Source organism: Oceanobacter sp. 4_MG-2023, assembly GCF_030689165.1.
GTDB lineage: Bacteria > Pseudomonadota > Gammaproteobacteria > Pseudomonadales > Oceanobacteraceae > Oceanobacter.
This window is the reverse complement of sequence record NZ_JAUYVV010000010.1, coordinates 81714-93690: the sequence shown is the minus strand read 5'-3', so window position 1 is coordinate 93690 and position 11977 is coordinate 81714. Positions and strand designations below refer to the sequence as shown.

10 protein-coding genes are annotated in these 11977 nt (G+C 54.9%); 7 read left to right on the top strand and 3 right to left on the bottom strand.

The window, feature by feature from the left end; all coding sequences use genetic code 11:
* Nucleotides 1-41 precede the first annotated feature (41 nt).
* A complete protein-coding gene (gene gatC / locus Q8W24_RS09355) occupies nucleotides 42-329 on the bottom strand; it encodes an Asp-tRNA(Asn)/Glu-tRNA(Gln) amidotransferase subunit GatC (protein WP_303432706.1) in 288 nt (95 codons plus the stop codon).
* Between the two features lie 127 nt (nucleotides 330-456).
* Between gatC and Q8W24_RS09350 the strand changes: the two genes are divergently transcribed.
* From Q8W24_RS09350 to Q8W24_RS09320, 7 genes are all read left to right on the top strand, one after another.
* Nucleotides 457-1494 (top strand): rod shape-determining protein, encoded by a 1038-nt coding sequence (locus Q8W24_RS09350; RefSeq protein WP_303432705.1) that lies wholly within the window; start codon nucleotides 457-459, stop codon nucleotides 1492-1494.
* A 98-nt stretch (nucleotides 1495-1592) separates the two neighbouring features.
* Nucleotides 1593-2456 (top strand): rod shape-determining protein MreC, encoded by an 864-nt coding sequence (gene mreC / locus Q8W24_RS09345; RefSeq protein ID WP_368501373.1) that lies wholly within the window; start codon nucleotides 1593-1595, stop codon nucleotides 2454-2456.
* The gene (gene mreD / locus Q8W24_RS09340; protein ID WP_303432704.1) at nucleotides 2453-2932 is read left to right on the top strand and encodes a rod shape-determining protein MreD; all 480 of its coding nucleotides are present in this window, start codon (nucleotides 2453-2455) and stop codon (nucleotides 2930-2932) included. Before mreC ends, mreD begins: the two co-directional genes overlap by 4 nt.
* Nucleotides 2929-3501 (top strand): nucleoside triphosphate pyrophosphatase, encoded by a 573-nt coding sequence (locus tag Q8W24_RS09335; RefSeq protein WP_305475118.1) that lies wholly within the window; start codon nucleotides 2929-2931, stop codon nucleotides 3499-3501. The genes mreD and Q8W24_RS09335 overlap by 4 nt, the downstream gene beginning before the upstream one ends.
* A 100-nt stretch (nucleotides 3502-3601) precedes the next feature.
* On the top strand, nucleotides 3602-5053 hold the full coding sequence (gene rng / locus Q8W24_RS09330; RefSeq protein WP_303432702.1) for a ribonuclease G: 1452 nt from the start codon (nucleotides 3602-3604) through the stop codon (nucleotides 5051-5053).
* Nucleotides 5054-5061: 8 nt separating this feature from the next.
* Nucleotides 5062-9153: a YhdP family protein gene (locus Q8W24_RS09325; RefSeq protein ID WP_305475116.1), complete on the top strand. Its 4092-nt coding sequence runs from the start codon at nucleotides 5062-5064 to the stop codon at nucleotides 9151-9153.
* The gene (locus Q8W24_RS09320; protein WP_305452748.1) at nucleotides 9150-9950 is read left to right on the top strand and encodes a carbon-nitrogen hydrolase family protein; all 801 of its coding nucleotides are present in this window, start codon (nucleotides 9150-9152) and stop codon (nucleotides 9948-9950) included. Before Q8W24_RS09325 ends, Q8W24_RS09320 begins: the two co-directional genes overlap by 4 nt.
* A 10-nt stretch (nucleotides 9951-9960) precedes the next feature.
* Here the strand turns inward: Q8W24_RS09320 and yjgA are convergent, their stop codons facing one another.
* Nucleotides 9961-10473, bottom strand: coding sequence for a ribosome biogenesis factor YjgA (gene yjgA, locus Q8W24_RS09315; RefSeq protein ID WP_303432699.1), 513 nt, complete (start codon nucleotides 10471-10473; stop codon nucleotides 9961-9963).
* A 79-nt stretch (nucleotides 10474-10552) separates the two neighbouring features.
* Nucleotides 10553-11911, bottom strand: coding sequence for a magnesium transporter (gene mgtE / locus Q8W24_RS09310; protein ID WP_303432698.1), 1359 nt, complete (start codon nucleotides 11909-11911; stop codon nucleotides 10553-10555).
* Nucleotides 11912-11977 lie beyond the last annotated feature (66 nt).

The window sequence follows — 11977 nt, the reverse complement described above, 5'->3', positions numbered from 1 at the left end:
CGGCCGGACGGGATGATCTGCTGTGTTTATGCGACCACGGTTTATTCTACGACGCGAGGGACGAGGTAGTGTCCGCGTTCCGTTGCCGGAGCAATTTGCTGGAAGTGCTCCCGCTGGTTGCTTTCGGTGACCTGATCAGCACGTAAACGCTGCACGGCATCGAGAGGGTGAGCCATGGGCGCAACATCGCTGGTGTCGACCGCGGATAGCTGATCCACCAGCTCCAGTATGTTGCTGAGGTTGTTCTGGTATGCGGCAATTTGGGCGTCATCGATTTGCAGACGGCACAATTCGGCAATATTGCGCACCTGATCTTGTTCCAGAGCCATACAGCTTCTCCAGTATCTCTGTCTGTGAAAGCGCTCGAGACTAGCACAAATGCGCCTTGCTCTAAATCCCTGCCATTGCTAGAGTTAGCGCACTTTTTTATGCCAGATGCAAACAGGAAACGGCGGGATGTTCAAAGCTCTTAGAGGCATGTTCTCCAGCGATCTGTCGATCGACCTGGGAACCGCAAATACCCTAATTTACATGCGCGACAAGGGTATTGTTCTTAACGAACCATCAGTCGTTGCCATTCGTCTTCAGGGACACCAGAAAAGTGTCGCTGCGGTTGGGATGGAAGCCAAGCAAATGCTTGGGCGTACTCCGGCCAATATTCAGGCCATTCGGCCGATGAAGGACGGTGTGATTGCCGACTTCGAAGTTACTGAAAAAATGCTGCAGTATTTTATCAAACGGGTGCATGAGTCCAGTTTTATGCCGCCCAGCCCACGGGTTGTGGTGTGTGTGCCGTATCAGGCCACCAAGGTTGAACGTCGGGCGATTCGCGAATCGGTACTGAATGCCGGTGCCAGCAAGGCTTATCTGATACATGAGCCGATGGCCGCTGCGATCGGTGCCGGTTTGCCCGTCGATGAGGCTCGTGGTTCGATGGTGGTTGATGTCGGTGGTGGTACAACTGAAATTGCCATTATTTCACTGAGTGGCGTGGTCTACGCTGAATCCGTGAAAATAGGCGGCGACCGCTTTGATGAATCGATCGTGGCTTACGTGCGTCGTCACTATGGCAGCCTGATCGGTGAAGCAACCGCCGAACGAATCAAGGAAGAAATCGGCACGGCTTACCCCGGCGCTGAAATTCGCGAAATTGATGTGCGGGGCCGAAACCTGGCCGAAGGGATTCCACGCAGCTTTACGCTGAATTCCAACGAGATTCTGGAAGCCCTGCAAGAATCACTGGCCGCGATTGTCCAGGCGGTCAAAAGTGCATTGGAACAGGCTCCTCCTGAGCTGGCTTCTGACGTGGCCGAACGCGGCATGGTGCTGACCGGTGGTGGTGCCCTGTTGCGCGATCTGGATAAACTGCTGAGCGAAGAGACCGGCCTGCCGGTGCTGGTTGCCGATGATCCGCTGACCTGTGTGGCGCGAGGGGGCGGTCGTTTCCTTGAAACCGCATCGGAACAAGCGCTGGATATACTGTCTCAGGAATAATTCAGGTTAATGGATGACATTGCCGCCTGTTTGGGCGGCGGTGTCGTTTGTCCTTTTTATTACTTTGGCAGCTTGCCTAGTCGTTCGGGAGTCGGGTTATCAGACTGCAATTTCAGATCCCCCCGTATCAGGGCCAGCGTACTCTGCTGGTCTGCCTGATAGCGCTTGCGCTGATGTGGGCGGATCAACGCTACCCGGCGTTTCAGTCGTTGCGCAATATTGCCGGATACGTTTTGTATCCGGCACAGCAACTGGCTGTCTTGCCTTCTTCTTTAGCTAACTGGATGGATGAATCCACTACCTCTCGGCGGGATCTGCTTGATCAGAACAAGCAGTTGTCGGCCCGTAATCTGGTCCTGGAGTTAAAAGCCCAGCGGCTGGCTTCACTGGAAGCGGAAAATATTGAGCTGCGTGAGCTGCTCAGTGCTTCTGAGCAGGTCGACGACAAGGTGCTGGTAACGACGGTGATTGCGGTTGATCCCGATCCTTATACCAAGCAGATCCTGATCAACAAAGGCGGCGATGACGGTGTGTTTGTCGGTCAGCCAGTGCTGGATGCCCATGGTTTGCTGGGCCAGGTGGTGGATGTCTTGCCGCATATTTCCCATGTCATGATGATTGCTGATTCCAATCATGCCATTCCGGTACAGATCAATCGTAACGGTGTCCGGGCGATTGCCACCGGCACCGGGGCGCTGGATCGGCTGGAGCTGATTTATGTGCCGAACACGGCAGATATTCAGGAGGGCGACTTGCTGGTCAGCTCCGGGCTTGGGGGCCGTTATCCCCGTGGTTATCCCGTGGCGACGGTCGAAAAGGTCGAACATCAGGCCGGTGAATTGTTTGCCAGTGTGACGGCGCGCCCCAGTGCCCTGATGGACCGCAGTCGGTTATTGCTGCTGGTATTCAGCCAGGGGGCCGGCAAAGTACCATCGGATGAACTGTGGAGGAAAAATCGATGACCTCTGTACAGTCGTTTGTTATCGGTATGCTGTCGCTGTTTGTTGGGTTTGTCTTTGAACACTTGCCGCTGCCAGAGTTATTGATCTGGTTCCAGCCGTTATGGATTTTGGTGGTGATTACCTTGTTGGTATTCCAGTCGCCACAAACGTTCGGGTTGTGGTTGGCGATTCCTGCCGGTTTGATGATGGATGCGGAACAAGGGACATTGTTGGGAACCCATGTTTTCACACTGTCGGTGCATATCTTTCTGGTGCAGTATTTTTTCCGGCGTATTGAAGTCTTTAACCTGTTCCAGCAAATGGCGCTGGTGCTGGTGCTGGCCTTGCTGCATCAGTTGCTGAGTTTCTGGCTGGCGCAAGTAATGCTGGACCTTCCGCATCCGGTTGAAATGTGGGGGCCGGCGTTCAGCTCGATGTTTGTCTGGCCGTGGGTGTTTGCCCTGACGCGTCTGACCCTGCGGCGGATGTCGGTATGATTATTCTGGCTTCGGCGTCACCACGTCGCCGCGAATTGTTAACCCAGATCGGGGTGCCGCATACCGTTCAGCCGGCTGATATTGATGAAACCCCCGCTGCGAATGAACATCCTGAGGATTATGTCGTCAGAATGGCACGGAGCAAGGGGCTGGTGGTGGCGTCATCACTGACGATACCGGCCACGGTGCTGGCCGCAGATACCAGTGTGATTCTGAACGGGCAGATTCTGGGCAAACCAGAGTCGCCTGAGCACCACCGAGCAATGCTGGAACAACTGTCGGGCAATACCCAGCAAGTGCTGTCGGCCATCGCTGTTGTGACCGGGGATCGCTGTGATACCCGGCTGGTGACCACCCATGTGACCTTTCGCCAGCTGGATGAGGTACTGATCAAGCGCTATCTTGAATGTGGTGAAGGGAAAGACAAGGCGGGCGGCTACGGTATTCAGGGGAAAGGGGCTGTCTTGGTTGCAGATATTCATGGCAGCTACAGTAATGTGGTTGGCTTGCCGCTGGCAGAAACAGCCGTCTTGCTCGAACAACATGGCATTTCATATTGGCAGACATGATGGGGGCGTCCTGTCCCCTGGAGTGACTGTCCTGCATCCAGATAGTTTCTGGTTTTGCTGCGCCATTATTGACCCGTCAAAACAATAAAAGGATCTGGTAATGAACGCAGAAATCTTGATGAATATTACACCAACCGAGACGCGGGTTGCCGTGGTAGAAAACGGTGTATTGCAAGAAATAGTCATTGAGCGCACCAATCATCGTGGCCTGGTTGGCAATATTTATAAAGGCAAGGTGGTGCGGGTATTACCCGGCATGCAGGCCGCTTTTGTGAATATCGGCCTGGAACGAGCGGCTTTTATTCATGCCGCTGAATTGGGCCACCCTGATAGCCAGACGCCGATTAACCAGCTGTTGCATGAAGGCCAGTCGCTGGTGGTGCAAGTGACCAAGGATCCGATCGGTACCAAGGGTGCACGATTGACGACCCAGTTGACGATTCCTTCCCGCTATCTGGTGTATATGCCGGGTGCAGATCACGTGGGGGTTTCCCAGCGTATCGATGACGGAGGTGAGCGTGACCGTCTCAAGCATATGGTGCAGGACTGCATGGACGCCGAAGGCCTCACCGGAGAAGCCGGATTTATTCTACGCACGGCGGCAGAAGGCGTCGGAGAAGAAGAAATCCTCGCCGATACCCGTTATTTGCGACGTTTGTGGCGCAAACTGGAAGAGCGGATCAATGAATTCTCATCCCCTGCGGTGGTATATGATGAGCTGCCCCTGTATTTACGTACCCTGCGGGATTACGCCCGCCCGGAAGTCGACAAGATTCTGGTGGACTCCCGTGAGACTTTTGAAAAAATCCTGCAATTCTCCCAGCAGTACGTTCCAGAAATAGAAGACCACCTGAATTATTATCATGGCCCGCGGCCGGTGTTTGAGCTGTATAGCGTGGAAGACGAGATCCAGCGAGCGCTGGAACGTAAAGTACCGCTGAAAAGTGGCGGTTATCTGGTCATTGACCAGACCGAAGCCATGACCACTATTGATGTTAATACCGGTGGTTTTGTTGGCCGCCGCAATCTTGAAGAAACCATCTACAAAACCAATCTGGAAGCCGCCAATGCAATCGGCCGCCAGCTGCGGCTGCGTAATCTCGGCGGTATTATCATCCTCGACTTTATCGATATGACCGAACCGGAGCATCAGCGTCAGGTGTTACGGATGCTGGAAAAAGTGCTGGAAAAAGACCACGCCAAAACCAAAATCAGTGGTGTCTCAGAGCTGGGGCTGGTGGAAATGACTCGCAAGCGTACCCGGGAAAGCCTCGAACAGATGCTGATGGAGCCGTGCAAGGCCTGTGATGGCCGAGGTTCTGTGAAAACCCCCGAGACCGTCTGCTACGAAATTTTCCGGGAAATCCTGCGCGAAGATCGCGCCTATGGCGCTGATACCTATCTGGTGCTGGCCAGCCAACCGGTGTTGGACCGTTTGCAAGACGAAGATAGTGACGGCCTGGCAGATTTGGAAGCATTTATTGGCAAAACCATTAAACTGCAAGTTGAATCCCTGTACGCACAGGATTATTACGACATCATCTTGCAATAGGAATCGGCATGAGGTTTCTCGGTGCCTGCTGGACGCAACTATGGATAACACTGGTGGTTGGACTGGTGATGACGGCACTGTATACCAGTGCCGGGCGTCAGTTGATCCCGCTGGTAGAAAGCTGGCATCCGGATATCGAGCAGCAACTGACCCAGCAACTGGGGCAGCCGGTTGTGATAGGCAAGGTAGAAGGCGACTGGCGTTATTTGTCACCGATTGTCCGGCTACGTGACATTGTTGTCGGCGTCGCACCGGATCAGGTTTCACTGCGGCGCGTGGAGCTGGAACTGGACGTCAGTGCCAGCGCATTTTACCAGCTGCCGGTGTTCAAGAGGATCGAAGTCGAAGGGCTGGAGCTGCCGCTGCGACGCGCTCCGCAACAATGGTTTATTGGTCAGAACTGGGTGTTGTCGTGGCAGCAGCCCAGTAACACCGGCACCGACTCTACGGCAGCTTCTCCAGCCGCTTCCGGAACTTCCCAATCGCTTGGTCCTCGCCAGTCAGAACAGCGTCCTTTGTGGGCGCGGTTGCTGGAATTACAGCAGCGGATGGAAATTACTGACTCCCATATCCAGCTCCAGAATGCCAATGGCAAAGTCGATCAGCTACAGATCGAACAGCTGTTGTGGCGTCACCAGGGCGGCAGCCAGTCGATACTGGGGAAGCTGTCCTGGGGACGAGAGCAGCTGGCTGATATTACCCTGAATGCGGTGCTGGATGGCCAGGTCTGGCCTTGGCGTGAACAGAACGGCGAAGTGTTCGCCTATGTTGAACCCCAAAGCTGGACGCGCTGGATTCCGAATGACCTGCCGATGGAGCTGATGTTCAACCAGCTGGACGCCGGAGCGGATGTCTGGTTAAAAATCCATAATGGTGAATTGTCCCAAGTCTATGCTGATCTCAATATTGAGCAACTGGAGCTGACCACCCGTGAACAGCCACTGAGCCTGAGTGAAGGCCGGATTCAGCTGGGTGGGGAGCATCATGGTGATGACTGGCATATGCGCATCATGCCCGACCTGGGCGATGCCGTGCCGGTGCATGATTTCACCATCAGTGCGATCAGCTTGCCGGAACAGTCGCGGGGCTGGCAGCTGGGGCTGGCGCAGCTGGAAATCAGTCAGGCGATTGGCTATTTGCTGGAGCATGGTCTGCTGCCAGATCCTTTCGATCGTTATCTGGGTAATATCCAGCCTGGTGGTCAGGCGCAGGATGTGCGGATTTCCTTTTTGCCGGAGGCCGAGACCAATGACGCTATCGATGTCCGGGCGCAGTTGCAGAATATCCACGGCAGCGCCTATCAGGGTATTCCAGGCATGAAAGGGCTGAACGGCCATGTGCATTTACAGCCCACGGTTGGCCGTATCGACTTCAAGGACCAGACCGCCACGATTGATTTGCAAGGCGTATACGATGAACCATGGTCTCTGAGTGGACTTTCCGGTGCGTTTCACTGGCGTATCCAGCCAGAGGAGTCCCGTATCTGGCTGACAGGGTTACAGGCTCGCTGGCAACATTTGCAACTCCGCAGTGAGTTGTCGATGACCCTGCCATCCCGTGCTTCCGGGCGCGACAGTCGGTTCAGTCTGCTGTTGGGAATGCCCCGAGCCACCATGACAGACCGCAGCCGCCTGTTACCTGATTTGCTTGACCCTGAAGTGCGACACTGGCTGGATACCGCACTCCTGAGTGGCAAGCTTTCCAACGGGGCTTTTTTGCTGGATGGCGTACTGGACGAAGAGCGTCCGGATAACAGCCTGACAACCCAGCTCTATATGGACGTCCAGCGCGGCGAGCTGAAATATCTCGAAGGCTGGCCAGTGGTTGGTAACGTGACCGGGCGGGTCTTGCTGGATACACCGTCAGTAGATGCCTGGGTTGATGGTGCCGATACGCTGGGAGGGCATATCGAGAAAGGTGCGCATATCCGTTTGCGCAGTGGTGCCGATCATTCAACCCGGCTGTTGCTCAATGGTCGCCTGAACGGGGATAGCGGTGCCGCACTGCGCTATTTTACCGACACACCACTACAAGAGGTGGTGGGACACGCCTTTGATCACTGGCAAGGACAAGGGAGCCTGCAGGCGGTCATGGCGATGGATATGGCTTTGGGGGACGATAGCGGCGATCCGGAAATGCGTATCGAGGCTCAACTCGACGATAACCAACTGCGTCTGGATGACCTGAATCTGGAGATTACCGGACTGACCGGTGCGCTGGTTTATGATTCGATTGCCGGCCTGTCTTCGCCTCGTATGGAAGGGCATGTAATGGGAGGAGATATGGTAGCGAAAATGACCTCCAAACCACTGCCCAATGGATTTTCCACCCAGCTTCGCGCCGATGGTCGAGCGACCATGGCGGCCTTTAAGCAGTGGCTGCCAATGTTTTTACTGGACCCGGTAACGGGTGATCTGGGCTATCAGGCCACGCTGGATCTGAATACCACCTCTGGTGATGTACGTTTTGCCCTGGATACCAATCTGGATGGCACTCTCATCGACTATCCGGCGCCACTGGGCAAAGCGGCTGCCGATGCCTCGCATCCCTTGCATGTTACCGTTCGACCCGGTCGCGAAACCCGTATCAGTATGAATTACGATGATCGTATCCGGGGGGTGTTTGCACTCGACGATCAGGGGCTTAATCGGGGGCAGGTGTATCTGGGCAAGAGCGAACCGTTTTTGCCCAGTGACAGCGGGGTTGAAATTCGTGGACAGCTGGATACGCCGGTCAATGCCGAAGAGTGGTGGGATATGTGGCTGCGGCTGGAGCCATTGGCACTGGCCGAAGAAGCAGCAAGCAGTACAGCGGCCGCGGGTTCTGGCCCGGCAGCAGAGCAACCAGACAGTGATACCAACGCCGGTACACGCAGCAGCACCTCGGAGAATCCGTTACGGCTGGTGGATTTGATCTTTACCCGGTTGGATGTCTGGGATATGGCACCCGGCCCAACTCATGTTATTGCCCAGCAGAACTGGGGGGAATGGCAAACCCGTATCGATAGTGAACTGATGGCCGGTGATGTGGTGCTGAGTGCCGGGAGTGATCCTGTGCAGATGACACTGGAATATCTGCATATGCCACAAACTGATGACGTGGTGAAAGAGCCTGGCCAGCGGGGTTCACTGCTGGGTGAAGTACCGCTTGATCAGCAGCTGACAGCGGTATTGGCCGACGATACCTTGCTGGATATGGTACCGGCAGACTTGTTACCAATGGATATCCAGATTGCCGAGATGATTATCGGGAGCCGTAATTTGGGCCGCTGGTCTCTGAGCAGTCGTCCCATTGAAAAAGGGCTGGCATTGACGATCAATGATAGCGATATGAAAGGTCTGAAATTCAATGGAGATATTCGTTGGCTGCAGGAAAAGGATGGCCACCATACTTATGTCGATATGCTTAAAGTGCGCGGCAAGGATATTGGCAAGGTGCAGCAAGCCTTCCGGCAAGAGCCCATCATTGATGGCAAGGAGTTGACGGCCTCAGCCAGCCTGGAATGGCGAGGATCGCCACTGGCGTTTAACCCGGTGAGTCTTCAGGGGCTGGTGAGCTTGCGTATTAATGACGGCGTCTGGAAAACCGAAGGAACCGGCGCATTAAAAGCATTTGGTATCCTGAACTTCAATTCCATTTCCCGCCGCTTGCAACTGGATTTTTCCGATTTGTATCAGTCCGGTATGGCGTTTGATGTGATGAAAGCCAAGGCTGATATCGTGGATGGCACCTTGACTTTCTCTGAGCCATTGGTGGTGGATGGCCCTGGAGCCAAGTTTCTTGTATCGGGCAATACCAATCTGGTGACAGAGACTCTGGATATGAAATTGGCCGTCACCTTCCCGGTGACCGGCTCCTTGCCGCTGGTGGCGGTGTTGGCTGGGTTTGCGCCTCAAATTGCCGGAGCGATTTATGTCACGGAAAAACTGATTGGTGACGAATTGGAAAAATTCACCAGTGCCAGCTACGACATTACCGGGCGCTGGAGCACCCCGAAAATGAAAATCCGTCAGGCCTTTGACAATGATGTGGATGGCAAAAAAAGTCGCAGTTTCAAACAGCGTTTCCTGAGTATTTTTGGACTGGAGGAATCCCGATGACGAAAGTGGCAGCAATCCAGATGAACAGTCTGGCAGCACCAGAAGATAATTTTCAACAAGCCGTGACTCTGTTGAGGCAAGCCAAAGAAGAAGGAGCAGTGCTGGCATTACTGCCAGAAATGTTTCTCAGTATGGACGGTAAATGTTATCAGGATCTGGCTCGGGAGCTGAGCTGGGTGGATCGGCTGGGTGACGTGGCGCGTGATCTAGGGCTGTGGCTGGTGGCTGGTGCCATCCCGCAACCGGCACCTGATCCTGCGGAGCCTCGGCTCCGCTCTGCCTGTCTGGTATTTGACGATCAGGGAGAGCTGGTCGCTCGTTACGACAAAGTGCATTTGTTTGATGTGGCGGTGGGTGACTCTCAGGGCCAGTATCGAGAATCTGAACGCTTTTGCCCCGGCGACGCGGTGGTGGTGGTGGATACACCAGCAGGCCGTTTGGGGCTGAGTATCTGCTATGACCTGCGGTTTGCCGAGTTATACCGGCTGTTACGGGAACAAGGGGCAGAGTTGCTGGCAGTACCAGCGGCCTTTACCTGGAAAACCGGAGCGGCTCATTGGGATGTCTTGCTACGCGCTCGTGCGATTGAGCAGCAATGTTATCTGATTGCCGCCAATCAGTGTGGCTGGCACGATCGCAAGCGCCAGACCTGGGGGCACAGTCAGATTGTTGATCCGTGGGGTACGCCGTTAGCGGTGCTTGAGGAAGAGCCGGGCGTTGTCTGTCAGACGATTGATCTGGAGGAATTGCGGCGCTTGCGTCAGAACATGCCAGTGGCAGAGCACCGGCGGTTCTGATCAGAGAGGGCTATTCCGTTTCGGTTTTGATAAATTGGAACAGGCTTTTATAGGCCTTGCCGGGCTGGGCATTGTCTCCAGCCATCTCCTTTTGGGCATTACGCACCAGGTTACGCAGTTGCTGGCGATCAATCTGCGGGTACTGATCGATAAAGTCATTCAGGCCGCTGTTGTCTTGCAGTAGCCGGGTACGCCACATTTCATACTGGCGCTGGCGTCGGCCGTAGGCATCGCTGGATGGGTCCATCAGGTCGATTTTTTCCTGAATGCCGGCGATGTCTTCATCTCGCATCACGCGGCCGATGTACTGCAAGTGACGGCGTTTGGCACCATGTTGTTTGATGCGGCGGCTTTCTTCCAGAGCGGCATGCAGCACATCACTGATGGGCATATCGTTCCATAGTGATGGGTTCAGTTCGGTCAGTCGTTCTCCGAGTGCTTGCCAGCGCTCGGCTTCCCGTTTCATTTCAGATTTGCTGACCAGCTCGTATTCTTCATCTGGCTGGGAGTCAAAGTCGCTCATACAAGGTTGCTCATTATGGTTCCGACCGTAGTCGCTAAAGTGGTGTGCAAGGGATGATCCATAAGGATACCCGGCACATCTAGATATAAATCAGGGTAGCCAGTCCGAGGAATGACATAAAGCCAACCACATCGGTGACCGTCGTCAGGATAACACCACCGGCCAAGGCAGGATCAATACCACGGGCCTTGAGAATTTGCGGCAATGCGGCACCCACCACAGCAGCAGCCATCAGATTGATAATAATCGCGGCGGACATGATCAGTGACAGCTTGATGTCGTTGAACCATACCCAGGCCATAATCGCAATAATGATGGCCCACAACCCGCCGTTGAGGGCTGCGACCAGTAATTCACGATGAAAAAGCCAGCGGAAGTTGGCACCACTGAGATGCCCGAGTGCCTGGCCGCGAATCACCAGTGTCAGTACCTGGCTGCCGGCAATACCGCCCATGCTGGCGACAATCGGCATCAGTACCGCCAAAGCAACAACGGCTTCAATGGCCTTGTCAAACAGACCGATAACCGCAGAAGCAATAAAGGCGGTAATCAGATTGATGCCCAGCCAGACCGCGCGCCGGCGGGCGGTTTTGAGCACCGGGGCGAAGGTGTCTTCATCATCGTCGAGACCGGCCATGCTCATTAATGAGTGGTCGGCGGTTTCCCGGATCACATCCACCACGTCATCAATGGTGATACGGCCAAGCAGCATGCCATTGGCATCCACCACCGGGGCCGATACCAGATCATGGCGTTCAAACAGCTTGGCGACTTCCGTTTCATGCTGGGTTGCCTGGATCACCATGATCCTGCCGGTAGACATTACTTCGCGCACGGTTTGTTGGGGGTCACTCACCAACAGTTTGCGGATAGGCAAGGCACCGATAAATTCGTTTTGCCGGTTCACCACCAGAAGGTTGTCGGTCATGTCTGGCAGCGACTGGTGACGACGCAGATAGCGCAGCACAACATCCAGAGTAATATCCGGACGAATCGTGATGGTGTCGGTGTTCATCAGACCACCGGCACTGTCTTCCGGGTAGCCCAGAATGGCCTCAACCCGGGCGCGATCCTGGTGGTCCATCGAGCTCAGAATTTCCTGGGTCACTTGCTCAGGAAGTTGCTGGAGCATATCGGCGATGTCATCGGAATCGAGGTCAGCGGTGGCATCGACCACCTGCTCTGCGCTCATGTCGCTGAGGAACTGACTCTGGATATCGATCGACAGGTATTGCAGTACCTCACCTTCGATGCCTTTGTCGACCAGCTCCCAGATGACTTTCCGGGCTTTGGGCGGGGAGGATTCGATCAGGTGGGCGACATCAACAGGGGCCAGGCCGGAGTTGATGATCCGGCGTACGCGTGCCATGGCACCGGACTCGAGCGCTTCGTTCAGGCTGTTGAGTTTGGATCTGGCCTTTTCGCTGAGTTCTGCCATGGAAGCCCCGGTACGGAGTGAATGATTGATTCTAGCCTGAATCACCGAGTGTGGCTATCCGGGGAA

What these genes read in the sequence shown, in the direction of transcription:
- gatC (WP_303432706.1), bottom strand. Translation starts at nt 329, where the DNA reads ATGGCTCTGGAACAAGATCAGGTGCGCAATATTGCCGAATTGTGCCGT.
- Q8W24_RS09350 (WP_303432705.1), top strand. Translation starts at nt 457, where the DNA reads ATGTTCAAAGCTCTTAGAGGCATGTTCTCCAGCGATCTGTCGATCGAC.
- mreD (WP_303432704.1), top strand. Translation starts at nt 2,453, where the DNA reads ATGACCTCTGTACAGTCGTTTGTTATCGGTATGCTGTCGCTGTTTGTT.
- Q8W24_RS09335 (WP_305475118.1), top strand. Translation starts at nt 2,929, where the DNA reads ATGATTATTCTGGCTTCGGCGTCACCACGTCGCCGCGAATTGTTAACC.
- rng (WP_303432702.1), top strand. Translation starts at nt 3,602, where the DNA reads ATGAACGCAGAAATCTTGATGAATATTACACCAACCGAGACGCGGGTT.
- Q8W24_RS09325 (WP_305475116.1), top strand. Translation starts at nt 5,062, where the DNA reads ATGAGGTTTCTCGGTGCCTGCTGGACGCAACTATGGATAACACTGGTG.
- Q8W24_RS09320 (WP_305452748.1), top strand. Translation starts at nt 9,150, where the DNA reads ATGACGAAAGTGGCAGCAATCCAGATGAACAGTCTGGCAGCACCAGAA.
- yjgA (WP_303432699.1), bottom strand. Translation starts at nt 10,473, where the DNA reads ATGAGCGACTTTGACTCCCAGCCAGATGAAGAATACGAGCTGGTCAGC.
- mgtE (WP_303432698.1), bottom strand. Translation starts at nt 11,911, where the DNA reads ATGGCAGAACTCAGCGAAAAGGCCAGATCCAAACTCAACAGCCTGAAC.